This is a genomic window from Streptomyces sp. Q6, assembly GCF_036967205.1.
GTDB lineage: Bacteria > Actinomycetota > Actinomycetes > Streptomycetales > Streptomycetaceae > Streptomyces > Streptomyces citrinus.
This window is the reverse complement of record NZ_CP146022.1, coordinates 556647-582638: the sequence shown is the minus strand read 5'-3', so window position 1 is coordinate 582638 and position 25992 is coordinate 556647. Positions and strand designations below refer to the sequence as shown.

At 72.1% G+C, this 25992-nt stretch carries 18 protein-coding genes; 5 read left to right on the top strand and 13 right to left on the bottom strand.

The features are described from left to right. Window positions 1–2: 2 nt before the first annotated feature. Genes V2W30_RS02855 through V2W30_RS02815 form a run of 9 tightly spaced genes read right to left on the bottom strand, consistent with a single transcriptional unit; the run spans window position 3 to window position 11763 of the window. Entirely contained in the window at window positions 3–2390 is a 2388-nt protein-coding gene (locus tag V2W30_RS02855) for a polysaccharide lyase 8 family protein (protein ID WP_338693376.1), read from the bottom strand. Continuing rightward, complete coding sequence (locus V2W30_RS02850) at window positions 2387–3472, bottom strand: right-handed parallel beta-helix repeat-containing protein (RefSeq protein ID WP_338693374.1); 1086 nt, start codon at window positions 3470–3472, stop codon at window positions 2387–2389. Before V2W30_RS02850 ends, V2W30_RS02855 begins: the two co-directional genes overlap by 4 nt. Next, on the bottom strand, window positions 3472–4080 hold the full coding sequence (locus V2W30_RS02845; protein WP_338693372.1) for a DUF624 domain-containing protein: 609 nt from the start codon (window positions 4078–4080) through the stop codon (window positions 3472–3474). Before V2W30_RS02845 ends, V2W30_RS02850 begins: the two co-directional genes overlap by 1 nt. Further along, window positions 4077–6050: a hypothetical protein gene (locus tag V2W30_RS02840; protein WP_338693370.1), complete on the bottom strand. Its 1974-nt coding sequence runs from the start codon at window positions 6048–6050 to the stop codon at window positions 4077–4079. The genes V2W30_RS02845 and V2W30_RS02840 overlap by 4 nt, the downstream gene beginning before the upstream one ends. 1 nt (window position 6051) lies before the next feature. Continuing rightward, window positions 6052–7842: a heparinase II/III domain-containing protein gene (locus V2W30_RS02835; RefSeq protein ID WP_338693368.1), complete on the bottom strand. Its 1791-nt coding sequence runs from the start codon at window positions 7840–7842 to the stop codon at window positions 6052–6054. Beyond that, the gene (locus tag V2W30_RS02830) at window positions 7830–8594 is read right to left on the bottom strand and encodes an SDR family NAD(P)-dependent oxidoreductase (RefSeq protein WP_338693365.1); all 765 of its coding nucleotides are present in this window, start codon (window positions 8592–8594) and stop codon (window positions 7830–7832) included. Before V2W30_RS02830 ends, V2W30_RS02835 begins: the two co-directional genes overlap by 13 nt. Window positions 8595–8630: 36 nt before the next feature. Next, a complete protein-coding gene (locus V2W30_RS02825) occupies window positions 8631–9533 on the bottom strand; it encodes a carbohydrate ABC transporter permease (RefSeq protein ID WP_338693363.1) in 903 nt (300 codons plus the stop codon). Then, a complete protein-coding gene (locus V2W30_RS02820; RefSeq protein ID WP_338693361.1) occupies window positions 9520–10479 on the bottom strand; it encodes a sugar ABC transporter permease in 960 nt (319 codons plus the stop codon). Before V2W30_RS02820 ends, V2W30_RS02825 begins: the two co-directional genes overlap by 14 nt. Before the next feature lie 12 nt (window positions 10480–10491). After that, window positions 10492–11763 (bottom strand): ABC transporter substrate-binding protein, encoded by a 1272-nt coding sequence (locus V2W30_RS02815; RefSeq protein ID WP_338693359.1) that lies wholly within the window; start codon window positions 11761–11763, stop codon window positions 10492–10494. A 317-nt stretch (window positions 11764–12080) separates the two neighbouring features. Between V2W30_RS02815 and V2W30_RS02810 the strand changes: the two genes are divergently transcribed. Further along, the gene (locus V2W30_RS02810) at window positions 12081–13133 is read left to right on the top strand and encodes a LacI family DNA-binding transcriptional regulator (protein ID WP_338693357.1); all 1053 of its coding nucleotides are present in this window, start codon (window positions 12081–12083) and stop codon (window positions 13131–13133) included. A 74-nt stretch (window positions 13134–13207) separates the two neighbouring features. Here V2W30_RS02810 and V2W30_RS02805 read toward each other — a convergent pair whose 3' ends face one another. Further along, window positions 13208–14995, bottom strand: a complete 1788-nt coding sequence (locus tag V2W30_RS02805) for a serine hydrolase (RefSeq protein WP_338693353.1) — start codon at window positions 14993–14995, stop codon at window positions 13208–13210. A 344-nt stretch (window positions 14996–15339) separates the two neighbouring features. Here V2W30_RS02805 and V2W30_RS02800 point away from each other — a divergent pair, with 344 nt between their 5' ends. Beyond that, a complete protein-coding gene (locus V2W30_RS02800; protein WP_338693351.1) occupies window positions 15340–16440 on the top strand; it encodes a nitronate monooxygenase family protein in 1101 nt (366 codons plus the stop codon). Between the two features lie 586 nt (window positions 16441–17026). Further along, on the top strand, window positions 17027–18577 hold the full coding sequence (locus V2W30_RS02795; RefSeq protein WP_338693349.1) for an acyl-CoA synthetase: 1551 nt from the start codon (window positions 17027–17029) through the stop codon (window positions 18575–18577). Between the two features lie 150 nt (window positions 18578–18727). On the opposite strand, the gene V2W30_RS02790 is transcribed toward V2W30_RS02795, so the two are convergent. Next, window positions 18728–21151: a penicillin acylase family protein gene (locus V2W30_RS02790; protein WP_338693347.1), complete on the bottom strand. Its 2424-nt coding sequence runs from the start codon at window positions 21149–21151 to the stop codon at window positions 18728–18730. Window positions 21152–21269: 118 nt separating this feature from the next. Between V2W30_RS02790 and V2W30_RS02785 the strand changes: the two genes are divergently transcribed. Further along, the gene (locus V2W30_RS02785) at window positions 21270–22781 is read left to right on the top strand and encodes an acyl-CoA synthetase (protein WP_338693345.1); all 1512 of its coding nucleotides are present in this window, start codon (window positions 21270–21272) and stop codon (window positions 22779–22781) included. Window positions 22782–22811: 30 nt separating this feature from the next. On the opposite strand, the gene paaK is transcribed toward V2W30_RS02785, so the two are convergent. After that, the gene (gene paaK / locus V2W30_RS02780; protein ID WP_338693343.1) at window positions 22812–24110 is read right to left on the bottom strand and encodes a phenylacetate--CoA ligase PaaK; all 1299 of its coding nucleotides are present in this window, start codon (window positions 24108–24110) and stop codon (window positions 22812–22814) included. A gap of 150 nt (window positions 24111–24260) precedes the next feature. Between paaK and V2W30_RS02775 the strand changes: the two genes are divergently transcribed. Beyond that, complete coding sequence (locus tag V2W30_RS02775; RefSeq protein ID WP_338693341.1) at window positions 24261–25100, top strand: alpha/beta hydrolase; 840 nt, start codon at window positions 24261–24263, stop codon at window positions 25098–25100. On the opposite strand, the gene V2W30_RS02770 is transcribed toward V2W30_RS02775, so the two are convergent. Continuing rightward, the gene (locus tag V2W30_RS02770; RefSeq protein WP_338693339.1) at window positions 25034–25879 is read right to left on the bottom strand and encodes a GNAT family N-acetyltransferase; all 846 of its coding nucleotides are present in this window, start codon (window positions 25877–25879) and stop codon (window positions 25034–25036) included. The two genes, V2W30_RS02775 and V2W30_RS02770, sit on opposite strands and share 67 nt — an antisense overlap. Window positions 25880–25992 lie beyond the last annotated feature (113 nt).

The following is a 25992-nucleotide window of genomic DNA, read 5'->3' as shown; positions in this document are numbered from 1 at the left end:
GGTCAGCTCCTCCTCAGGGTCAGCGCGAGCGTCGCGCCGCGGCGGCCCGCGGTGTCGACGGTGATCCGGGTGCCGGCCGAGGTACGGGAGACGGCGACCCCGCTGTCGGCCCGCTCCACGCTCAGGCCGCGCAGTTCCAGGTCGAGCACGATCCGCTCGCGCAGCTGCGTCGGATCGCTCACCGCCACGTCCACGAGCCCGTCGCGCGGGCGGACCACGACCGACGCGGGCCCGTCGGCGGCCAGTTCAGCTGCCCGGCCCGCCGCCCAGAAGTTGGCGGCCAGCAGGCCGTCCGCCGCGCGCCGCACCGCGTGCACGGCCGTCGACTCGGCGACGGGCCGCACGGGCGGGGCCAGCGCGTGGCGCCGGGTGCGGTCGGCGGAGGCGCCGGGCAGTTGCAGCCAGCAGTAGCCCGCCCCGGTCGGGGCGGTGCCGTGGTCCTGCCACAGGGTCAGATAGGGGCGGGTGACCGGTGTGTCCGTGCCGTACTTGATGTTGATGTCACGCCAGCGGGCGGTGCGCTGCTCGCGCAGGGCGCGCAGCGCGGTCGGGCGCGGGAAGACATACCCGCCGGTGCCGGCCAGATGCACACTGCGCACGCCGTCGTACGCGGCGGACCACCCGGCATCCGCGGGTGCGCGCACCCCGTCGACGGTCAACTCGGCTGCCACGTCACGGAGTTTGCGGTTGTCGACGACCGTCTCGATCGGTCCCGTGTCGGCCGTGATGCCCGAACCGACGTGCACGATCACGTCGTCCAGGCAGAACCAGCTCTTGAGGGCCCGCAGCGAACTTCCGAACGCCCGCAGGTCCTGCCCGTAGGCGCCGAGCGTCGTGCCGGGCAGTGCCGCGCCGCCCGCCCAGTCCGCGGCGCTCGTGGTGCGCTGCCCCGCGGCGTCGGCGGGACGCCGGGCGAGGACCGTGGTACCGGCCAGGCGCAGCGGGTCCACGGTCGGCCAGTAGTCCTCGCTGTAGTGCCCGAGGTCCGCGTCGTGGAGGAGCACCATGCCGTCGGAGAGGTGCCAGCCGTGCAGGTTCTCGTTCTGGATGGACTCGTAGTTGTAGATGCGGGTCGAGTAGGCGCAGATGCCGAGCGTGAAGGCGGGCCGATGGTGCATCGCCTTGTCCATGCGCGGGAACTGACGATGCGTCACGAGAGTTCCGCGTGGTCTCGTGCCGGACGCGAGGAGCCGCTGGGCGGCCACCAGCGAGGCGAGGTCGGTCACGTCGAGGAAGGCACGGTACGTGTCCTCGGTGATCCACTGCTTGACGAGCGCGGCGAACCGGTCGGCGTCGGCGTCGGCGCCGGTCAGACCGGGCAGGAGCCGCAGGACCGCCTCGATCACCGTCTGAGCCGCGACATGGCCCTGCTTGCTGGAGCGGGCGATCTCCCGGCCGCAGACCCCCGCCTGCATGTCACCGCGGGCGATGAGCGGCTCGAAGCCGTCCGTCACCCATTGCCGTACATGGGCGACGTCCGGGTCGGTCAGCTCCCAGTCGGTGCCGGCGAACAGGTTCAGCAGCCGGGACAGATTGCCGAGCAGCTCCTTGCCGTAGCCCCCGTTGTACGGGTGCTTGTAGTGCTGGAGGAACGAGCCGTCGGAGTAGAAGCCCTCACCCGTGCCGCTCCCCTCGTCCTGGAAGGCGAGCACGCTGTTCGCGCCGCCGCCCTCCACGTCCGACAGGGCGTCACGCACCCGCGCGAGGTCCGCGTCCGCGCCCCGCAGCACCGCGTTGACCGCGACGACCGTGCAGATCCAGACACGGTTGGCGCCGGTCGCGATCTGCCGGTCCGCCCGCCACAGGTTCGGATCGGGCGTGTAGTGACGTACGGCGTCGGTGATCCGCGTCAGCCGGTCCGCGCCGAGCGCGTCGTACAGCAGGACGGCCGTGTCGTTCAGGGCCAGGGCGGAGCCGATCTCCCAGTCCCAGTCGTTGTCGAAGCGGACCTGGCCGGGCCCGTAGCGGTGCTCCAGCATCCAGTCGACGCCGCGCGCGAGCAGCTCCGCGAGGTCCGGGTCGCGGTACCGCGTCGTGCCCGGCACGGCCCACGCGGTGGCGGCGGTCGAGAGCCGCTTGAACGACGTGGTGACGTGGTTCGACACGGACGTGCTCGTCAGGTCGGGCCACAGGCCGTCGGCGCGCGTCGGGTCGAGGCCCGTCAGGGCGCTCGCCGCGGCCCGGTCGATCCGGGCGATCGCGGCGGCGATCCGCGGTTCGGACGTGTCGAGGCCGGGGCCGCCGGTGAGCAGCGTGTGCCACCGCGCCCGCAGCGCGGCGATGGGGTCGCCGTCCGCGGCGTGCGCGGGACCGAGCAGTTGTGTCGGCAGGGCGAGCGCGGTGAGCGCGGCGCCGGTGCCCGCGAGGACGGCGCGGCGGGTGGTGGTCACGACGCGGCCCCGGCGCTCGCGGAGCAGGGGGCGGTGGGGTCGTAGTCGGCGCCGTACGTGCCGACCGCGTCGCCGCCCGTGTTCCCGCTCATGGTGTTGCTGCACACCGGGCCCTGCGGGGTGCGCATGACCTTGACGCCGCCGCTCGCGTTGCCGGTGATCGTGTTGCCGTACACGCTCGTGTCCGTGCCGTCGGTGGCGGTGTCACCGCCGAGCCGCACGCCCGCGCCCGCGTTGTCGTGGACGGTGTTGTAGCGCAGGATGTTGCCGCTGCCGCGCGCGTCGAGCCCGCCCGAGCTGGGGTCGCGCTGCTGCGAACAGTCGTTGTACTCCACGTAGTTGTTGGTGGAGTTCTCCTTGAGGTCGACGCATTCGTTGCCGCGCGTGGCGATCGTGTTGTGGTGGATGCGGTTGTTCCTGCTGACGTCCGCCGCCGCGTCGGGCGCGCCGTTGGCCCCTTGCTGTTCGGGCGCCGTCCCGAGGTAGATGCCCTCGCCGTTCTTGCCGCCGCCGCCGAACTTGAAGTCGGCGACACCGCAGTCGCTGATGGTGTTGCCCGACACGTCGGCGCCGGTGACGAGGTAGCGCAGCCGCAGGCATTCGTCGGCGGCGTTCTTGAGCCGCATGTTCGTGATCGTGAGTGCGTTGACGCCGTTGCCGGGGGTCGTGCTCATCACGTAGACCAGCTTCGAGCGGTATCCGGCCACGCTGCTCGACGAGCCGAACAGACCGTCCACGGTGAACCCGTCGAGGACCGTGCCGTCGTGCTGCACCTGCACGATCCGGGTGCTGCCCGCTCCCTTGACGACGGCGCTGGAGGGGCCGGTCAGGGTGACGTTCTCGCGGCGTGTCACCACGTCCTGGAGGTAGGTGCCCGAGGCGAGGTGGACCGTGGAGCCCTCCGGCGCCACGTCGAGCGCGTGCTGGATCGTGGCGAACGGCGCGCCGGACGACGTGCCGGCGTTGCTGTCGCTGCCGGTCGGGCCGACGTAGTACGCGGAGGCGGCCGAGGCCGGCGCTGCGGGCAGGGCCAGCGCGGCGCAGGCGCCGAGAGCCAGGCCGAACAGGATGCGTCTGGACATCAGGAGGTCCTCTCTGGTTGCGGTGCGGCGAAGTGCAGGGCGAGCAGGACGGGCACGCTCGGACCGAACAGCAGCGGACCGAGCGGGACGGGCAGGGTGAACACGACGGCGGAGACGGCCGCGCCCAGCAGGGCGGTGCCGCGCGCGGGCGACGCGAAGGCCAGGGCCAGCGCCCGCCGGTGCCAGCGCGCGGGCGGCTCGTCGGGCGCGAGGCCCGCGTGCGCCGCGAAGGCCGTGCAGTGCACGAGGAGTGCCGCACCGAGACCGGCCTGCGCGCACAGGAGAACGAAGGCGGACGGGCTCGAACGCCCGCTGAGGAAGAGGCAGTTGACGGCCAGCACGGCGACAGCGGCGGAGGCGACGATCCCCTGCCGCCACAGCGCGCGCCAGTACCGGGGGAACGCGGCGAACACCCCGGTGAAGGACCGGTTGTCGCCGTCGGAGCGCCACCGCTGGAGGGTGTGCGCGAGGGCGGCCAGCGCGGGCAGCCAGGTGACCACGCCGAGCGCGAGCACGGTGAACGCGGCTCCCGCGGCGGCCGGTTGGGCGATCCGTTCGAGCACCCCGAGCAGCCGGCCGCGCGCCCCGAGGGTGAGGGCCGCCGTCATCGGGTCACCGCCCCGGTGAAGGGCTCGGCCCACTCCCGGACCGCACCGTCGTCGAGCACCAGGCGGCGGGCCGCCACGACGTACGGCTCGCGTCCGGGCGCGAGCAGCACGGCCGCCGCGTCGGCCGTGACACCGGGCGCCTCGATGCGACGGTCCACCGGGGACAGGAGCACCCTCTCCGTGCCCCCGGCGACGTCGAGGGCCACGCCTCCGGGGATCTCTCGCGCGCCGGGCGCGTCCGGCGCGATCACGGTCAGGAAACGGGCGGCGCGCGTGCGCTCCGGCGTCGTCACCCGCAGGGTGTGCAGCGTGGTTCCGATGCTCAACTCCGGTGTGCTGGACGTGGGGTTGGCGGCCACCTCGACCACGTCCGACGCGACCACGGGGTCACCGGGCGACAGCACACGCAGCCACGCCCGCGCGTCCCCGGCGGCGATCAGCCGGCCGTCCCCGTCGTCGCGCGTCGGCGCGTCCGTCTGCAACAGGAACGTCCACGCGCGCGGCACGTCCGCCCGCCCCTCGTCGAGCAGCACGAGCCGCCCGGACGGCGTGCACACCAGGGTCCGCTCCAGACGCCGCACGCCCAGCTCCGGCGGGTACATCGCGCCGATCTCGGCGGTGCCGTGCGCCCAGCCGCCCTCGGCGAGCACGTCCCGCATCCGTGCCTGGTGCTCGTACGGCAGATCCTCGTACACGTGGTAGCGGTCCTCGCCCGCGAACCCCGTCCCGTCGACGAGCAGCAGATTGTGGTGCGCGGCCCGCTTGCGGTTGCTGTAGCCCTCGTCGACGGCGAGGAACGCGCCCTGCGACGCGAGCACGAACGACCCCGCGTCCGGGTGGTGGTGCCCGGTGTTGAGCGTCTCCCAGCCCAGCTCGGCCCGGAGTTTCGCCGACGCCTCCCACGCCTGGTGACCGCCGCCGGGCGCCGCCTTGAACGACACGAACGTCGCCGTGTCGTCCCAGCCGGTCCGGGCCGTGAGCAGCCCCAGATCGGGGAAGTACGCGTGCGTGGCCGACGGGGGCACCGCCGGCACCGACGGGTCGTACCAGAGGTGGTCCAGATACGCCTCGGCCCGGATCCCCGGTCGCACCCCGCTCAACTCGGCCTCGTCGTCATGGAGTTCACGGTCCACGAGGTCGGCGAGCCACTGTGCCTCACCGATCCCGAAGCGCGCGGCGAGCCCGCGGTACAGCGCCGTGCTGTGTCCGCTGCGCCGGTCGTGGCAGTCCCCGTGCCCCGTCTGCTCCGCGAACCCGGGCGCCGACTGGTGCAGCCGGAAGTCGAAGGTGTGCTCCATGAAGCCGCCCCGCCCCCACCAGTCCAGGCCCTCGCACTCCTGGAGCAGATCGAGGTGGATGGCCAGCCACGGCACCCCGTACCGCCAGTACACGACCCCCTCGGCGTGCGAGCCGTCCGCGGGCAGCAGGTCGAGGACCCGGCCCAGGTTGTCCTTCGCCCGCTGTGTCCACTCCTCGCGGCCCAGCACGTACCCGGCGGTGGCGAGCCCCGCGTAACAGATCCAATTGTGGTTCTGCCAGTACGACGACGACCACCAGCGGCCCTCCGTCGCCACCGCGAAGTCGTACAACCGCCGCCCCTGGACGAGGAGTTTGTAGCGCAGCAGGTCCCGCAGGTCGGGGGAGAGGGCGTCACCGAGCCAGTGGTGGGCGAGGGAGAGGCCGTGCAGCAGCCAGCCCGCGTCCAGGTCGTGGTCGGGCATGTGGGCCCGGCCCCAGTGCGGGAACCGGACCGCCGCCGCGATGAACCGCTCCGCCTCCGCCAGGTGCGCGGGGTCACCGGTCACCCGGTACGCGAGCGCCGGGTTCGCGGCGGCCGGACCCAGCCAGGTGATGCTCGCCCTCGGGTGCGCCGACGGTGGCACCAGGGCGCGGTGACGCCCGGCCTCGGTGAGCAGCCTCCGTTCCTGGACGGGGCGTTCGCCCGCGGGAGGGGTCGCCGACAGCAGCATCTCAGGCCCCCGTCCCGTGCACGCCGCGCGTCCCGTCGGCGAGCTCCACCACGACGCCCTCGTCCGTGATCCGCACGTCCGTCACCGCGGGCCCGTGCGACGCCGCCTGGTACACCGAGACGAGCACGAGCCGCTCACCGTGTGCGGTGAAGTCGACCCAGGCGCGCGTGAGGTGGGGGTCGTCGGCCGGGCCGGGGCCGGGCCGCGTCACGGGCCGCACCGGCTCCGAGGCCAGGTGCCAGCCGTGCAGCACCTCGCTCTCCCCGTACCACGTGGTCCGCACCGGCCCTCGGGGCTGCACCTGCACGTCGAGCGCGACACCGGGGCGCAGCAGGGCGGCGAGCCGCCGCTCCCGGCCGTCCTCGACGGTCAGCGTCAGGACGTCGACGAGATGGCAGCGGCCCGCCTCCACCCGGCGCACCGCGCGCACACCCTCGTACGCGGCCGAGGCCTCCGCCGTGACCGACAGGGCGTCCCGCGCGAGCAGCCGGCCCGCGCACTCCGCCTGCTCCGCGCCGTCCACCAGGAACGCCGGATGCGCGGCCGTCGACGCGTAATGGTCACGGAACTCGGCGTGCGCGTACGGAACCTGGCCGGGGTCGGGCTGCCAGCAGGCCAGCCGCCCGTACAGGGACAGGGCCAGCTTGTCGCGGTGGCCGTGGGAGCCGCCGTGCGGGCCGAAGGAGAGGACGGCGTGCGTCCCCGCCGCCCGCACCACCGCGTACCCCGCTTCTTCGAAGACCGACACCGGCGCGGGTGCGGAGCGCTCCGGCAGCGGCGGCCCGGCGAACCAGCCGGACAGCTCCCGGTCCAGACCGTCGTCCGCCGCGCCCGCCTCGGTACGGGCCCGCGCGGCGACCTCCGCCCAGCGCGGCGACTCCACGAACTGCTGGGCCAGCGCGGCCAGTTCGAGCCACTCCAGCGCCAGCGGAGTCCTCCGGTACGGGCCGTCGTTCAGCGCCGGAAGCACTCCGCCGTCCGTCGCGAGGACCGCCAGGGCGTCGACCATGCCCGTCAGCCGCGCGGCGACATCGGCGGGCAGGGCGGCCGGATCGGATCCGCGGAGCGCCAGGAGCGCGGCCCGCAGGACGAAGCCGTGGTAGTACGTGCTGCCCTCCCACTGCCAGCCGTCGTCCCCGACGCACGCCCGCAGGTGCGCGTACAGGCCGTGCGGCCCGTCGAGCCACTCCTTGGCGCCGTCCCACGGCGTGCCGCGCACCAGCGCGGCCGCCCGCCCCGCTCCGGTCCCCGCCGCCGTCAGCCACGTCAGGTAGTTCGAGGCGAGGTCGCCGCGTTCCACCAGGACGTCACGGGCGTCGAGCGCCGCCCGCTCCAACTCCGCCAGAAGCGGCAGGAGTTCGGCCGTTCTGGGCGCGTCGTGCTCCGCGAGGGTCGCCACGGCGTCGGCGACGTTCACCGCCCAGATCGCGTCGGTCAGCGCCTGGTGGAAGAGCCGGCCACGCAGCATCCACGGCTGCGCCCCGTCGTGCCCGTCGCCCGCGAGCTCGCGGTACAGATCGGCGTACGCGCTCAGGATCCCGAGCGTGCCCGCCGTGTCGCCGCGCAGCGCCAGCAGACGGGCGTGGCGCGCCCACGCCTGGTGCGCGAGGACCGTCCAGGCTCCCCGCACCTCGGGTGTGTCCACCCGGCAGCCGCGGGCGCACAGCGCGCCGCCCTCCGGGAAGACTCCGGACAGCGGATCGCCGTGGTCGAGCTCCAGGCCGTGCGCGGGGCACACATAGGCGTGCCACCAGCCGCCCCGCTCGCGCGGGATCCGCCTCACCGGGGCCATACGCCACCGTCGATGTCCAGCGTCGTACCGGTGAGGAACCCCGACGCGGGTGACGCGAGGTGCACCACGGACGCCGCCACGTCCTCGGGCGTGCCGGGGCGGCCCACCGGGATGCCGGCCGCCATCGTCTCCTGCGCCTGCGGCGGCGTGAACGTGTCGTGGAAGGCGGTGCCCCGGATGAAGCCGGGCGCGACCGCGTTCACCGTGACGCCCGCCCCCGCGACCTCCTTGGCCAGGGCCTTCGTGAAGCCGCGCACCCCGGCCTTCGCGGCGGCGTACGCCACCGAACCGGGGCCGCCGCCATTGTGCGCGGCCAGCGAGGACATGGTGACGATCCGCCCGGCGGGGGAGGCCGTGAGATGGGGGAGCGCGGCACGGCACGTACGGAACGTCGACGTGAGGTTCGCGTCGAGCACCTGGTCGAAGTGCGCGTCGCTCATCTCGGCGACCGTCGCCCGGCCGATCAGATGCCCCGCGTTGCAGACCAGCACGTCGAGCCCGCCGAGGAAGTCGGCGGCCTCCGTGACGAGCCGGTCGACGTCCGCCGTGACCGTCACATCGGCGTGGAACGCCTTGGCGCGGCGCCCGAGTTGTTCGATCGCGCCGACCGTGCGGGCCGCTTCGTCGGCGGAGCTGCGGTAGTGCACGGCGACGTCGCAGCCGGCCGCGGCGAGCGCGACGGCGATGGCCCGGCCGATGCCGTGGCCCGCGCCCGTCACGAGCGCACGGGAACCCTGAAGATCACTGGACATGCGGAACCCTTCGTAGAACATGGGGAGTCGGTCGGTTCACTTGAGGCCGGTGTGCGCGAACCCCTGGACGAAGTAGCGCTGGCCGAGGAGGAACAGGAGCACCATCGGCAGCGTCGCGAGCGTCGTGCCGGCCATCAGGAAGTGCCACTGCGTGCCGTTCTCCGTCTTGAAGACCGACAGGCCGACCTGGATGACACGCAGGCTGTCGGTGCGGGTCACGAGCAGTGGCCACAGGAAGTTGTTCCACGACGACTCGAAGGTCAGCAGTGCGACCGTGGTGAGGGCCGGCTTGACCTGCGGCGTCATGATGCGGGCGTAGATGCGGAACTCGCCGAGCCCGTCGAGCCGCGCCGCCTCCTCCAGCTCCACCGGCAGATCCAGGTAGAACTGGCGGAACAGGAACACGGCGAACGGTGTCACGGCGCCCGGCACGATCAGCGCCCACCACGAGTCGAGCCAGCCGCTGCCGCCCTGCCCGAACAGGTCGTTGCCGCCGAACAGGGGCATGAACCGCACGATCAGGAACTCCGGCAGGACCTTCGTGTACGTCGGGATCATCAGCGCGGCGACGAAGCAGTAGAAGAGGAACTCGCTGCCGCGGAAACGGATCCGGGCCAGCGCGTACCCGGCCATCGACGCGAAGACGACGTTGAGGACGGTGTGGCTGAGCGCGATGACGAAGCTGTTGCGGGCGTACGTCGCGAACGGCGCCGCCTCGAAGGCGTCCGCGTAGTTCCCGAAGTCCCAGTGCGCGGGCAGCAGTCCGGCGTGCTCGGACGCGATCTCCGCCGGTGTCTTCAGCGAGGTGACGATCATCCAGAGGAACGGCACCACCATCAGGAGCGACACCACGGACAGCGTCACGTACAGGGCGATCCGGCCCGGAGCCGGCGGCCGCCGGACCTCGGAGCGCGGCCGCGCGATCTCAGTCGTGGCCACGAGTGCCTCCCATGACACGGCGGTTGACCAGGGTGAACCCCATGAGGAGCACGAACAGCACCAGCGACTGGGCACAGGCGTATCCCACGCGGAACTCGCGGAACGCCGACTTGTAGATCTCGTACGTCATCATCGTCGTCGAGCCCGCCGGGCCGCCGTCGGTGAGGATGTAGATCTGGTCGAAGGACTGGAACGCGCCGATCAACGAGGTGATCAGGACGAAGAACGTGGCGGGCTTGAGCAGGGGCAGTGTGATCGAGAAGAACTGGCGGACCGGAGACGCCCCGTCGACCGACGCCGCTTCGTACAGGTCCTTGGGCAGGGTCTGCAACGCGGCCAGGTAGATCAGCATCTTCATGCCGATGCCCTGCCAGATCCCGACGAGGATCACCGACGGCATCGCCCACGACGTCGACGCCAGCCAGGCGGGCCCCTCGATGCCGAACAGGCCGAGCAACGTGTTGAACAGGCCGTTGCGCGGGTTGTAGATCCACAGCCAGACCAGGGCGATCGCGACCGTCGCCGTCACCTGCGGCAGGAAGATCGCGGTCCGGAACACCCCGCGCGCCCGCAGCCCGGTGTTGAGCGCGAGGGCCAGCAGCAGCCCGAGCGCCATCCCGAACGGCACCGTGAAGAACGTGTAGACGACGGTGTTGACGATCGACTTGCGGAACACCTCGTCGTCGAGCATGTCCCGGAAGTTGTCCAGGCCCACGAAGCGCGGTGCCGACAGCACGTCGTACGACGTGAACGCGAGGTACACGGCGGCGACGACCGGCAGGCCGATCCACAGCGCGGCGTGCAGCAGCGCGGGCGCGACCATGAGCATGCCCGCGCGACGCCGCCGGGCCCCGGGCCCCGTGCGGCGCACGGGCCGGGTGGTGCGGCGCGGAGGTTCAGCGGGCGCGGCCTGCGGCCGCGTCTTGAGTACGGAGACGGCTCCCACGACGGTCGCCCCTCACAGCCGCGAGATGGCCGACTCGGCCAGCTCACCCAGTTCGGCGATGGCGGACGCCGCCGACGTGCCGCCCACGACGGCCGGCTCCAGCGTCGGCTTGATCTTCTCGCGGATCTCCATCCAGGCGGGCGTGCCGCCCTCGGCACAGGCGCTGCCGAGGTTCCGCACGGAGAAGTCGACCAGCTTGTTGCCCTTCACGTACGAGGACGAGCGCAGGGCCGTGATGCCGGGCACCGTCGCCCGCTGCTTCGCCGCCGCGAGGACGTTGTCCGGCGCGGCCAGGTGAGCGACCAACGCCTGCGCGGCCGCCGCGTGTCGGCTGCGCGCCGACTGGCACACGAGGGTGCCGCCGGTCAGCATCGCGGGCCTGCGGCCGCGCAGCACGAACGCGCCGACCAGGTCCTTCTCGATCAACTCCGGGCTCTGCTCCGTCAGTTGCTTCCACAGGCCGCTGCCGGTCATCATCATCGACGCCTTGCCGAGCTGCAGATTGGTCGCGGCGCCCGCGTCGGCCTCGGTCTTCCGGGCGTAGTCCGCCGAGCCGTCGGCCGTCAGGTCCTTGAAGAACTGGAGTGCCTCGACGCCCCGTCGGCCGGTGAACGTGGGCTTCTTGCCGTCCGCGCTGAACAGCGAGCCGCCGTTGGCGAAGAGGAACGTCTCCCAGCACTGGCGCAGATCGATGGAGAACGGGTCCATGCCCATCCGGTCGCCCTTGGTCAACTCCTTCGCCATGGCGCGCAGTTCGGCCAGGGACGCCGGGGGCTTCTTGATGCCGGCGGCCGCGAAGTGGTCCTTGCGGTAGGCGACGAGGCGGGTGGCCATGACGGTGGGCAGGGCGTACAGCTTGCCGTCGTAGCGGGAGGGTTCGAGGACGCGGTCCTCGTAGTCGTACTTCGCCGCGAGCGATTCGGGCAGCTCGGCGAGGACCTTCTTCGCGGCGAACGGCGGGACCCAGCCCACGCCGAGCATCAGGACGTCGGGCAGGAGGCCGCCGGCGAGGGCGGTGGTGATCTTCTCGTTGAGCTGCTGGTACGTCGTGTAGTCGACCTTGACCGTCACGTCCGGGTACTTCTTGCGGAAGGCCGGGAGGATCTTCCCCTCCAGGAGCTGCTTGCCGTCCGCCCCCTCGTAGATCGGGGTGAGCAGGGATATCTCCCCCTTGGCCGGTCCGTCGGCCGAACCGCCCGCGTCGGATCCTGCGGCGCAGCCGGTGAGCGCCGCGGCCGTGCCCGCGCCGAGCGCGGCCAGCAGCGATCGTCTCGTGAGTTCCATGGGACACCCCTTAAGAGGCGAGGAAGCAAGATGGTCGAGAGGTGCACCGATTTAGTGAATCGGTGCTGCAACGTGCCCTGTCGTGATGCTGAAGCAGTGCTGAAGAACAGCGGTTTGGGGGACCGGTGAGAGTGAGCGACCTCTGGTAAATCGATGCAGTGATGCTAGGAACGGCCTTCGCGAGGCGTCAACCGCCTGAGCACAAGAATCTTTCCGGGCTGTTACGCGGAAGTGAGCGGGCTGAACCGATGATCCTCGTCTAGTAAATCGGTACACTGCTGCGTACAGTGACGTGACGAGCCGGAGGTGGCACGGCGTTGAGCGGGGTAACGATCCATCAAGTCGCGCAGGCGGCAGGGGTGTCGGCGAGCACGGTCTCCAATGTCCTCAACGGACGCACGGACCGTATGCAGCCCACCACCCTCGCCCGCGTGGAGCAGGTCATAGAGACACTCGGCTACCGGCCCAACCGTGCGGCCCGGATGTTGCGCACCGGCCGGATCCAGGTCATCGGTCTGATCGTCCCGTCCGTCGCCAACCCCTTCTGGGGGTCACTGGCGCGGGAGTTGGAGGCCGTGGCACTCGCCGAGGGCTACCACGTGCTGCTCTGCAACAGCGAGCGCGACCCGGCCCGCGAGCTCAAGTACGGCGAGGAACTCCTCGCCGACGGGGTCAGCGGTGTCGTCCTGTGCTCGTCGCTGCCCACCCTCGATCACGTCGCGCCGCTGCTCAAGCGCGGGCTGAAGATGGTCGCCTTCGACCGGGCCGCCCAGTCCGGCGACCCGGCGTCGCTCTCCAGTATCAGTGTCGACAACGCGATGGGCGCCGAGCTCGCGACCCGCCACCTGCTCGAACTCGGCCACCGCAGGCTGGCGTTCGTCTCCGGTTCGGTCAGCAGTGTCAACCGCCGCGAGCGGCTGCGCGGCTTCCGTGCCGCGCTGGAGGAGGCGGGCGTCGACCCGGCCTCCGCGGTCGTCTGGCCGGGCGCCGCGACCAGCGAGTTCGGTGACAAGGAGTCCGCCGAACTGGGCCGCGCCGCCGCTCGTGAACTCCTCGCGGCGCCCCGGCCGCCCACCGGATTCGTCGCCATCAACGACATGTGCGCGATCGGCGTGTGCCGCGGCGCCCGGGACGCCGGCGTCAGCGCGGGCCGCGAGGTCTCCGTGGTCGGCTTCGACGACATCCTGCTCGCCGAACTCTTCGAACCCCCGCTCACCACGGTCCGCCAGCCGCTCCCCGAGATGGCCGCCGAGACCTTCCAGCAACTCCGCACCCGCATCGAGACGACCTCCGGCGCGGGCCGCTCCCTGCTGATCCGCCCCCGCCTGGTGGTGCGCGAGTCGACGGCGCCGGCGCCGCGCGACCGCTGACCCGGCGGGCCCGCGCGGTGCGGCCGAGGGTGCGCGCCGGGGACGGCGACGCGCACCCGCGCGGTGGTGGCGGGTCAGTCCGCCGAGGCGGTCCAGCCCGTCGCCTCGATGCGGGACGAGTCGGCGGGCCGCGCCTCGTCGAACACGACGTCGTCGCCGTCGGTGACCCGGATGCCGTCCACGTAGGCGCCGCGCCCGACATAGAGCTGATCCGTGGTGTATCGCCAACGGACCCTGGTGTGCGGCGAGGCGAACGCGCCGAGGTCGGCGGCGAGACGGTGCCAGGTGCGGCCCCCGTAGCCGTCCACCGCGCCCGAGGGGTGCGCGTCGTCGCGGTCCGTCGTGAACGGCAGCGGCGTCCAGCTCGCGCCGCCGTCCGTCGACGCCTCCAGGCGCAGGAAGTCGGAGTGCGGCTCCGTGTCCCACCACAGGGCGCAGGTCAGACGCGCGTCGGCCGAGGCCAGCCGCACGTCGGGCAGGGTCAGCGTGGCCGACGTGGCGCTCGCCATCCCGGAGAACCAGGCGGTGCGGCCGTGCGCGGGACGCACCGCGACGGCGCGGGCCATGTCGTTCGCGGTGGCGACCCGGGGAGCGGAGCCGGATCGCCAGTTGCGTACGGGGTGAACGGAGTTGCCCAGCACGATGAGGAACGAGTCGGTCGTCGGATCGAGGACGATCGACGTACCGGTGAAGCCCGTGTGGCCCGCGGTGCGCGGCGTCGCCATCGCGCCCATGTACCAGTGCTGGTAGAGCTCGAAGCCGAGGCCGTGCTCGTCGCCGGGGAACGCCGTGTTGAAGTCCGTGAACATCAGCTCCACGGACTTCTCGGAGAGGATGCGGGCCGTGCCGTACACGCCGCCGTTGAGCAGGGTCCGGCCGAGAATCGCCAGGTCCCAGGCGCATGAGAAGACCCCGGCGTGGCCCGCGACGCCGCCGAGCCCGAACGCGTTCTCGTCGTGCACCTCGCCCCACACGAGCCCCCGGTCCAGCCCGGACCACGGGGCGCGGGCGTCCTCCGTCGCCGCGATCTTCGGCTGCCACGCGGCCGGCGGGTTGTAGCGCGTACGGGTCATGCCGAGCGGCCGCGTGATCCGCTCGCGCAGCAGTACGTCCAGGGTCTTGCCGGTGAGCTCCTCCAGGACGAGCTGGAGCGAGATGAGGTTCAGATCCGAGTAGAGGTACTTGGTGCCGGGCGGATTGAGCAGCGCCTCCTTCCAGATCAGCGCGATCTGACCGGCCCGCGTCGGCTCCTTGTAGAGCGGGATCCAGGAGCGGAACCCCGAGGTATGGGTCAGCAGTTGACGGATTGTCACGTCCTGTTTGCCCCCGCCCGCGAAGTCGGGCAGGTACGCGGCGACCTTCGCCTCCAGCTCCAGCGCCCCGCGCTCGATCTCCTGCACCGCGAGGATCGAGGTGAACAGCTTCGACACCGAGGCCAGGTCGAAGACGGTGTCCTCGGCCATGTCGATCTGCTGCTCCGCCGGGAACTCGACGCCCGTGTCGGTCGTGTCGTCGTAGTGGGAGTAGCGCACCGCCTTGCCGATCGGCTGGTGCAGCGCCACCGTGCCGCCCCGGCCCGCGAGCAGCACCGCGCCCGCGTACCAGGGGTGCTTGGGGCCTCCGGGGTAAGGGGCGAGGAACTTCTCGGCATCGGCCACCAGTTGGCGCAGGTGGCCGGCCAGCAGGCCCGCCCGCTCGGGGGAGCCGTGGCGCAGGGTGGGGCGCGCCGGTTGTCCGGCGGCCGCGGCGGGGCCCGCCGGAAACGGGGCGAGGGCGAGCGCGCCGCCCAACGCGGCACCGGCGGCGCCCAGTTGACGCCGGGTGAGACCGGACCGCGTTCTGTCTGCTTCCGTTGCGCTCATGGAATGGCCTCCTGAAAGTATCTTTCGGGATCTCGCTCAACGGGTGAAACTTTCATGTCAGCCGCAGGGTGTGTCAACCGTCCGTGCCGGGTGATCGTCCGGAGATCGCGCCCGGAGGTCGCGCCGGGTGGCCGGTAGGGGGCGTGTCGGGTGACGCGCCGGGGGTGCGTGTGGGGTGAACGGCCGGGGACTCGTGAGGGGTGGCGGGTCGGGAGGTCGTGTCGGGTCGGGAAGTCGTTTCGGTCGTGGGTCAGGAGGTCATGTCGGTGGCCGGGTGGTGAAGAATCTGACGCTGCATCAGAAAACCTCTTCCGTCGGCCGGTCGACTGCGGCATCCTGCGGCCATGCAGACGGAGCTGAGCAAGAAACTGGGGATCGAGCACGCCGTCTTCGGCTTCACGCCGTTCCCTGCGGTGGCCGCCGCCATCAGCAGGGCCGGAGGCTTCGGGGTGCTCGGCGCGGTCCGCTACACGGCGCCCGACGAACTCAAACGAGACCTGGACTGGCTGCACGAGCACACCGAAGGACAGCCCTACGGGCTCGACGTCGTCATGCCCGCCAAGAAGGTCGAAGGCGTCAGCGAGGCCGACGTCGAGGCGATGATCCCGGAGGGCCACCGGCAGTTCGTCCGGGACACCCTCGCCAAGCACGGCGTACCCGAACTCGCCGAGGGGGAGGCGTCCGGCTGGCGCATCACCGGCTGGATGGAACAGGTCGCCCGCAACCAGCTCGACGTCGCCTTCGACTACCCGATCAAACTCCTCGCCAATGCGCTCGGCTCACCCCCGGCCGACGTCATCGCCCGCGCCCACGACCAGGGCGTCCTCGTCGCCGCGCTCGCCGGCAGCGCCCGGCACGCCCGGAAGCACGCCGAGGCGGGCATCGACATCGTCGTCGCCCAGGGGTACGAGGCCGGCGGCCACACCGGAGACATCGCCTCGATGGTGCTGACTCCCGAGGCCGTGGAAGCCGTCGCCCCACTGCCGGTGCTCGCCGCGGGCGGCATCGGCAGCGGTCAGCAGGTCGCGGCCGCGCTCACGCTCGGCGCACAGGGCGTGTGGCTCGGCTCGGTGTGGCTGACCACGACCGAGGCCGACATGCACTCGCCCGCGCTCACCCGCAAGCTGCTGGCCGCGGGCTCCGGCGACACCGTGCGCTCGCGCGCGCTGACCGGAAAGCCGGCGCGGCAGTTGCGCACGGAGTGGACGGACGCGTGGGACGACCCGTCGGGACCCGGCACGCTGCCGATGCCGCTCCAGGGGCTGCTCGTCGCCGAGGCCGTGTCCCGGATCCAGAAGTACGAGGTCGAGCCGCTGCTCGGCACTCCGGTCGGCCAGATCGTGGGCCGCATGAACGAGGAACGCAGCGTCCAGGCGGTCTTCGACGAACTGACCAGCGGCTTCGAGAAGGCCATCGACCGGATCAACCGGATCGCGGGGCGCTGAGGCGCCGGGCGCCGGGCGCTGGGCCGCTGGGCGCATCCGGAGCGAATCCGGGCGGCGCTCCCGAGGCGGACCGAGGCGCCCGCGACGTGACACCAGAAAACGGCAGACGACTGGACGAGACCGGACGAGGACCGGATGCAGACCGGAACCCGGGGCTGAGGCCAGGGCCGGATCGGGATCAGGACCGGTCCGCGAAGGGCGCCGGATCGCACTGGACCCGGACCGGCACCGGATCGGAGCGCGACCGACCGGATCGAAGTGGATCAGGACCAGGCCGGACAGGAATGCACGGCACCGGACTGGACCGGATCAGCCCGGCTCGCACCGGACCACATCCCACCGGACCGGACCGGCTCGCACGGCACCGGACCACATCCCACCGGACCGGACCGGCTCGCACAGCACCGGACCACATCCCACCGGACCGGATCGCACGGCACCGGACCGGACCGAATCACACGGCACACGACTGGACCAGGTCGCACCGCACCGGATCGCACCCCACCGGACTGCGCCGGAACGCACCCCGCCCCGCTCCGCCCCACCCCGCTCCACCGGATCGGACCCACAGGAGGAGAGCCGCCCCATGAGCACACCCCCCAACGGCTTCTGGGCGCAAGCCGCAGCCGAACCCGAGCGCATCGTCCTGTACGCCCCCGGCGGGGAACCCTGGACGGCCGGTCGGCTGCACGCCGCGGCCAACCAGATGGTCCACGGACTGCGCGCGGCGGGCCTGGAGCGCGGTGACGCGTTCGCCGTCATCCTGCCCAACGGTGTCGAGTTCCTCACCGCCTACCTCGCCGCCCAGCAGGCCGGGCTCTACCTCGTCCCCGTCAACCACCACCTCGTCGGCCCCGAGATCGCCTGGATCGTCTCCGACTCCGGCGCCAAGGTGCTCGTCGCGCACGAGCGGTTCGCCGAACAGGCCCGCGCCGCCGCCGACGAGGCGAAGCTCCCGGCCACCCACCGCTATGCCGTCGGTGACGTCGACACCTTCCGCCCGTACACCGAACTCCTCGACGGACAGAGCGAGGCGCCGCCCACCGAACGCACCCTCGGCTGGGTCATGAACTACACGTCCGGCACGACGGGCCGCCCGCGCGGCATCCGTCGGCCGCTGCTCGACAAACTGCCCGAGGAGTCCTACCTCGGCGGCTTCCTCGGCATCTTCGGCATCAAGCCCTACGACGACAACGTCCACCTCGTCTGCTCGCCGCTCTACCACACGGCCGTGCTGCAGTTCGCGGGCGCGTCCCTGCACATCGGGCACACCCTCGTCGTCATGGACAAGTGGACGCCCGAGGAGATGCTGCGCCTCATCGACACGTACAGGTGCACCCATACGCACATGGTGCCGACCCAGTTCCACCGCCTCCTCGCGCTGCCGCAGGAGGTGAAGGACCGGTACGACGTGACGTCCATGCGGCATGCCATCCACGGCGCCGCGCCGTGCCCCGACCACGTCAAGCGGGCGATGATCGACTGGTGGGGGACGTGCGTCGAGGAGTACTACGCGGCGAGCGAGGGCGGCGGCGCGTTCGCCACGGCCGAGGACTGGCTGAAGAAGCCGGGGACCGTCGGAAAGGCGTGGCCCATCAGTGAGTTGGCGGTGTTCGACGACGACGGCAACCGGCTGCCCGCCGGTGAACTCGGCACCGTCTACCTGAAGATGAGCACCGGCGGATTCTCGTACCACAAGGACGAGGGCAAGACGAAGAAGAACCGCATCGGCGACTTCTTCACCGTCGGCGACCTCGGCCTGATCGACGAGGACGGCTATCTCTTCCTGCGCGACCGCAAGATCGACATGATCATCTCGGGTGGGGTCAACATCTACCCCGCCGAGATCGAGTCCGCGCTCCTCACCCACCCGGCCGCCGCCGACGCGGCCGCCTTCGGCATCCCGCACGACGACTGGGGCGAGGAGGTCAAGGCCGTGGTCGAGGTCGCCGAGGGGTACGAGGCCGGCGACGCGCTGGCCGCCGCGATCCTCGATCACTGCGCGACGCGGCTCGCCGGCTACAAGCGGCCCAAGAGCGTCGACTTCATCGAGACGATGCCCCGCGACCCGAACGGCAAGCTCTACAAGCGACGCCTGCGTGACCCGTACTGGGAGGGGCGCACCCGGGCCGTGTGACCGGCACCGACGCGCGTCGCGCGGCGCCCGCATGAGCAGCGGATGGTTGAGGCGCGCCGGCGGCCGGATGACGCGCGTGCGACGTCCCCGGCCGCGGCGTGATGCGCCGCGGCCGGGGGACGTTCCGGCGGCTGTGTCCCGCGGCGCGCGTCAGTCGCGCACCCGCACCACCTTCAGCGCGGGCGACTTCAGGATGTCCTGCTCGCAGAACCGCTCCGTGACCCACTTCTTCTGCGAGAAGAGACGCGTCTGGTCGCTGTAGTGCGCCGACTTCGGATTCGACGACTGGGAGTACGTCAGGAGCGTGCGCGCCACCGGGCAGCGCCCGCCGTCCCAGCCGACCGCCTGGATGTAGCTGGAGCCGTGCGCGACCTCCGTGTAGCCGCCGCCCTGGGGGTCCCACACCGGCTCGACCTTGTTCCAGACGCCGAGCGACTCCGTGCCGCCGTGCACCGGGATGCGTTCACCGCCGCGCACGACGAACTGGTGCTCGCCCAGCTTCGCGTCCAACGGGATCCGCGCGCCGCGCAGTTCGGCCACCGCGTCGGCGAGCGCCGTCGCGAACCCGGGGCCGGCGGTGTTGAGCGTGTTCGGGGTGCGGACGGGGTCGGCCGCGTCGAAGGGGACCTTCCACAGCGACGCCGGTGCCACCGTGGCCGTCAGCCGGCGCCAGAACCGGTCGAAGAGCAGCGCGCCCCGGCTGTCGGTGTCCATCCGGCGGTCCCAGGCGGCGAGCGCCGCACAGGCACCGGAGACGTCGACCGTCGTGCCGTCACCGGCCTTCGCCGTGCCGCCGGGCAGCGCCGCGCACGCCTTCGCCGCGTCCGCCGCCGCCAGGTCCCCGGCCGGAGCCCGGTCGGCGAACTGCTGCTTCTGGAGATCGGCCACGGTCAGGGAGCCCTTGCCGGCCATACCCGCGACGTCCTCGACCGCGCCGCGCGTCCGCATCGAGCGCGGGGTGCCGATCGTCCCGAAGACCCGCTCGTACCCGGTGAGCGGCCGGTCGGCGTTGGCCAGCCAGGCGCTGTCGTTGGAGTTCTCCGCGTACGGGGCGTCCTTGAGCACCGGCATCCGCGACGGGCCGAAGATGCCCGGCTGCACCGCGTCCTTGTCCTTGCCGAGGGCGCAGTCACCGCGCGATCCGTCGAGGATCGCGACGCCCGACGCGGGATACGTGACCTTGCCGAGCGCCGTCGAGCAGCGCGCCGCCAGATCGTCGGTGATCCGCGGCAGCACCTGCGACTGCGTGAACAGCGAATGTCCCGCGGAGTCCGCCGCGATCGTGTTGACCCACGGAATGCCCTGCGAACGGCGCAGCGCGCGGAGGACGTCGTCCGTCGACCGCGCCTTGCTGAAGCCGAGCGCCGTGTCGGAGGCGCGCAGGTTGACCGCGTTCGGATCGTTCAGCGCGTACGCCGTCGTCGCCGACCAGGGGAGCGGGAGCTGCGCCCCGAGCGAGGTGACGACCGGCCCGTACCGCGTCCACCACTGCGTGCGCGTCACGTCGGCGCCGCCCTTCACGGGCACGGTCACCGTCCGCTTCGTCATCTTCTCCCGCGCGCCGTCCACCACGTACACCGTCGGATCCGACGGGTCGAGGGTGAGCTGGTGCAGGTTGAGGGTGACGCCCGTGGCCACCGTGTGGCTCCATGCGACGTGCGCGTTGTGGCCGATGGAGACGCCGGTGGTGCCGAGCAACGACCCGCCCATGACGTTCAGTTCACCGGGGATCGTCTGCTGCGACTGCCAGAAACGGCGACCGCCCTGCCACGGATAGTGCGGGTTGCCCAGCAGCAGGCCCCGCCCGTTCGCGGTCGTCGCCCCGCTGAACGCCACCGCGTTCGACCCCATGTCCGAGTCGTCCTGCGAGAACAACTCGCGTGCGGCAGCGGCCAGTTCGCCCTTCGAAGGAGCCTTCGGGGCGGCGCTGTCGGCTGCCGTCGCGGTCGGGGGCTGCGCGGCCGTGATCCCGTCGATGCCGCGTCCTTGTCCGCCGAGCACGGAGATGGCGAAGCCGCGCGCCGCCACGTCCAGTGTCGTCACGGGCTTCACCCAGCCGGCGCCCTTGCACGCCGGGTCGGTGATCGGGTTCTGCTCGAGCCACGCGTTGTATCCGGCGGCCCAGCCGCGCATCGCGTCCCTGACGTCCCGGCTCGGCCCGGCCGGAGCGGGCGTGGCGAGCAGCTTCTCGACCGTGCGGCTCTCGCGCACGCCCCCGAAGTACAGGTCGCTGGAGAGGTTCTTGGTGGCCGACGACAGCGACCCGTCGGGCGCGCCGTCCGCCCCGAACCAGCGCGACCGCTCACCCCGTACGGTCACGAACCCGTCGGCGAGCGTGCACACCTGGTCGGCCGCCTGCGCCCACCCGGTGCCGAAGCCGAGGTTCGCGTAGTCCTTGGCCACGATGTGCGGAATGCCGTACTCGGTGTAGCGGATGGTGGCGGACAGGCCGCCGCCGTGCGGGCTCCGCGACCCGTCGGCTGCCGCCGACGGCAGCGACGCGGTGCTGGTCAGCGTGGCCGACAGGGCGATCCCGACGGCCGCGAGGCGCCATTGTCTCGGGCGGGTGCGCATCGTTCTCCCAACTGCTGTGCGAACAGGGGCGGTTGAGCGTACCAAGCGGTATGTCGGCTGCCGAGGGGTCGACGGCACACGTCTTGACCTGGCGTCCGCCACCGCACAGGATCACGCCATGACGACGTCACAGGCAGCAGGAGCGGCAGGCAGCACCGTCGACGGGATGCTTCGGCGCAGCGCCCGCCGCACCCCGGCACGCGTCGCCGTCCGCTACGGGGCGCGCTCATGGACGTACGAGGAACTCGACGACGCCGTCTCGCGCGCGGCCGGTGCCCTGCGCGCCCTGGGGCTCGCGCCCGGCGACCGGGTCGGGGCCTACGGGCACAACTCCGACGCGTACCTGATCGGCTTCCTCGGCTGCTCCCGCGCGGGGCTCGTGCACGTCCCCATCAACCAGAACCTGACCGGTGACGACCTCGCGTACCTCGTGGAGCAGTCCGGCAGCGCGCTCGTGCTCGCCGACCCGGACCTCGCGGGCCGCCTGCCCGAGGGCGCGCGCACGCTGGCGCTGCGCGACGCGGACGACTCCCTGCTCGCACGCCTGGCGACGGCCGTCCCGTACGACGACGCCGAACCGGCCTCCGACGACCTGGTGCAGCTGCTCTACACCTCGGGCACCACGGCCCTGCCGAAAGGGGCGCGCATGCCCCACCGCGCCCTCGTCCACGAGTACGTCAGCGCGATCCACGCCCTCGATCTGAAGGAGACGGACCGCCCGGTCCACGCGCTGCCGCTCTACCACTCGGCGCAGATGCACGTCTTCCTGCTGCCCTACCTCGCGGTCGGCGCCACGAACACGATCCTGGACGCGCCCGACGCCACCCGCGTCCTCGACCTCGTGGAGGCGGGCGAGGCGGACAGCCTCTTCGCGCCGCCGACCGTGTGGATCGGCCTCTCCCAGCACCCGGACTTCGCCACGCGCGACCTCAGCGGGCTGCGCAAGGCGTACTACGGCGCGTCGATCATGCCGGTGCCGGTCCTGGAACGGCTGCGCGCACGGCTGCCCGCGCTCGCCTTCTACAACTGCTTCGGACAGAGCGAGATCGGCCCCCTCGCCACCGTCCTCGGGCCCGACGAACACGAGGGCCGCATGGACTCCTGCGGGCGCCCCGTCCTCTTCGTCGAGGCGAAGGTCGTCGACGAGGACGGCAAGGACGTACCCGACGGCACCCCCGGCGAAGTCGTCTACCGCTCACCTCAACTGTGCGACGGTTACTGGGACAAGCCCGAGGAGACCCGACAGGCCTTCCGCGACGGCTGGTTCCGGTCCGGAGACCTCGCGGTCCGGGACGCCGAGGGCTACTTCACCGTCGTCGACCGGGTGAAGGACGTCATCAACTCCGGCGGCGTACTGGTCGCCTCACGCCAGGTCGAGGACGCCCTCTACACGCACCCGGCGGTCGCCGAGACGGCGGTGGTCGGGCTCCCGGACGAACGCTGGATCGAGGCGGTCACGGCGTTCGTCGTCCGGGCCGACGAGGTGACCGAGCCCGAACTCCTCGCCCACGTCCGCGACCGACTGGCCCACTTCAAGGCCCCCAAACGCATCGTGTTCGTGAACGAACTCCCGCGCAACGCAAGCGGAAAGATCCTCAAACGCGAACTCCGTGACCGATTCACCGCATGAGCGACGCGCCCCCTGCCTGAGCCGGCCGCCCTACTTGCCCCGCAGGTCCACGATTCGCTTGATCTTGCCCACCGACCGCTCCAGCGTCTCCGGGTCCACGACCTCCACGTCCACCGTCACCCCGACCCCGTCCTTCATTCCGGCCGCGATCGCGCGGGCCGCCGCGTCCCGGTCCGTGGGGGTGGCGTCCGGGCGGGCCTCCGCGCGGATCGTCAGGGCGTCCATGCGGCCCTCGCGGGTGAGGCGGAGCTGGAAGTGCGGGGCGACGCCGGGGGTGCGCAGGACGATCTCCTCGACCTGCGTGGGGAAGAGGTTCACCCCGCGCAGGATCACCATGTCGTCGCTGCGCCCGGTGACCTTCTCCATGCGGCGGAACGCGGGGCGCGCCGTCCCCGGCAGGAGTCGCGTCAAGTCCCGTGTGCGGTAACGGATCACGGGCATCGCCTCCTTGGTGAGCGAGGTGAACACCAGCTCCCCGTGCTCGCCGTCCGGCAGGACCTCGCCCGTGACCGGGTCGACGACCTCCGGGTAGAAGTGGTCCTCCCAGATGTGCAGCCCGTCCTTCGTCTCCACGCACTCCTGCGCGACGCCGGGGCCGACGACCTCCGACAGGCCGTAGATGTCGACGGCGTCGATGCCCGCCCGCTCCTCGATCTCCCGCCGCATCTCCTGCGTCCACGGCTCCGCGCCGAAGATGCCCACCTTCAGCGACGTCGTCCGCGGGTCGATGTTCTGGCGCTCGAACTCGTCGAGGAGGGTCAGCATGTACGACGGCGTCACCATGATGATCTCGGGCCGGAGGTCGACGATGAGCCGGACCTGGCGCGCGGTCATCCCGCCGGACGCGGGGACGACCGTACAGCCGAGCCGCTCCGCGCCGTAGTGCGCGCCGAGCCCGCCCGTGAACAGGCCGTAGCCGTACGCCACATGGATCGTGTGGCCGGGCCGGCCGCCCGCCGCGCGGATCGCGCGGGCCACCATGTCGGACCACATCGACAGGTCGGCCTCCGTGTACCCGACGACGGTGGGCAGGCCCGTCGTGCCGCTGGAGGCGTGCAGCCGGCGCACCTCGGACTTCTCCACGGCGAACATCCCGAACGGGTAGTTCTCCCGCAGGTCCGCCTTCGTCGTGAACGGGAAACGGGCGAGGTCGGCGAGGCTCGCGCAGTCGTCCGGGCGCACGCCCGCCTTGTCGAACGCCGCGCGGTAGTGCGGCACCCGCTCGTACACGCGGTGCAGGGTCGCACGCAGCCGCTCCAGCTGGAGCTCTCGCAGCTCGGCCGCTCCGAGGCGCTCGCCCGCGTCCTGCCAGTCCTTCACATCCGTCATCGACTGCACTCCCGACCGATCATTCGGTTGATCTGCTGTCGTCAGTAATTCAAGGCGGGCCCCGTGACGTCAAGACATGAGGCGCGACGTGTTGGGCGGGAGCGGGGGAAACGCGTTGCGACGCCGCCGTACGGCTGTGAAGATCACGCCATGTTCACGTTCAGCGCGCCGGACGGCACCGAACTGGCCTGTCATGTACGGGGCTCGGGACCGCCCCTGATCTGTGTGCCGGGCGGTCCGATGCGGGCCTCGGAGTACCTCGGCGATCTGGGTGGCCTCACCGCCCACCGCACCCTGCACCTCCTCGACCTGCGGGGGACGGGGACGTCCGCGATCCCGGTCGACGAGTCGACGTACCGATGCGACCGGCAGGTCGACGACGTGGAGGCGCTCCGCGTCCACCTCGGCCTGGAGCGCATGGACGTCCTCGCCCACTCGGCGGGCTGCAATCTCGCCGCGCTCTACGCGGCCCGCCATCCGCGGCGCCTGTCCCGGCTCGTCCTCGTGACCTCCGCGCAGTGGGCCCTGGGCATCAGGCCGACGGCGGACGAGCGGCTCGCGGCGGCGCGGCTGCGGAGCCATGAGCCGTGGTTCGCGGCGGCCTACGCCACGTACGAGCGGCTCCTCGCGGGGCAGGACGACGTGGACTACCTCTACGACGCGTTCTTCTACGGCCGCTGGGACACGCGCGCGCAGGCCCACGCCGCGCTCACCGACGCGCAGACCAACGACACGGCCGAGGCGCGGTACGGCGTCGACGCCGCCTTCGACCCGGCCGCGACCCGCGCCGCCCTCGCCCGCCTCGACGCGCCCGTCCTGCTGCTCGCGGGCGCGCTCGACGGCAATCCGAACCCCGAGCTGGTGCACCGCGCCGCCGCGTCCTACCCGCACGGCCGGGTCGTCGTGCAGCCCGGGGCCGCGCACTATCCCTGGCTCGACGACGCCGAGTCCTTCGTGGCGAGCGTCGAGGAGTTCCTGGCGGCGTCCTGACCGGACGGCTGCCGTACGTACGGCGTCGTCGTCCCCAGCGCCACGAACCCGAGCCGCTCCAGGATCGGCCTGCTGTACGACGACGCGTCGACCTGGACGTACGAGAATCCGCGCGCGACGGCGATCCTCACCCGGAACGCGACGAGCGACCGGTAGATCCCGCGGCCCCGCCACGCGGGGACCGTGCCACCGCCCCACAGGCTCGCGAAGTCCGTGCCCGGGTGCAGTTCGAGGCGGGCCGCGCTGACCGGTTCGTCGCCGTGCAGCGCGACGACGGCGGGCACGGTCTGCGGGTCCTGCGCGAGCTGCTGGCGCAGCTGGTGCCCGATCGACGAGCGCCCGCCGTCGAAGGCCCGGTCGTGGACCTCCTCGACGAGCCGCACGTGTGCCTCGTCGGTGACGGGCAGCAACCGGATCCCGTCCGGCGGCGCTGCATCGACGGGGAGCACGGCCGTCTCCGCCACCAGCAGCGTCTCCGTCTCCTCGGCGACGAACCCGGCCGCGGTCAGCCGCGCCGGGAGATCGGCGGGGCGGTCGTGGCTGTACGCCTTCCACTCCACTTCGAGCCCCGACGCGGCGTAGAACCGCACCTGTTCGGCGATGGCCGCGTCGGCGCGCCCCTCGTCGAGATCCGACCAGAGCACCCCGTTCCAGCCGTCGGCGGGGGCGACCTGGCGTACGACGTCGCCGACCCGCTCGACCCGCGCCCCCGGCTCGTCGGGCTTCGCCTCGTACCGCATCTGCCGGTCGAAGAGCGCCAGCACCTTGTCCTGATCCATCCGGTCACTTCAGCACCGGAGCGCGGGAGCGGCAACCGGATAAGGGCCTGTGGGCGGGGCGCCGTCGTGCGCCCGGACGGTCGGCGCGGGCGCGGCGGCGTGGAGAGTCGCGC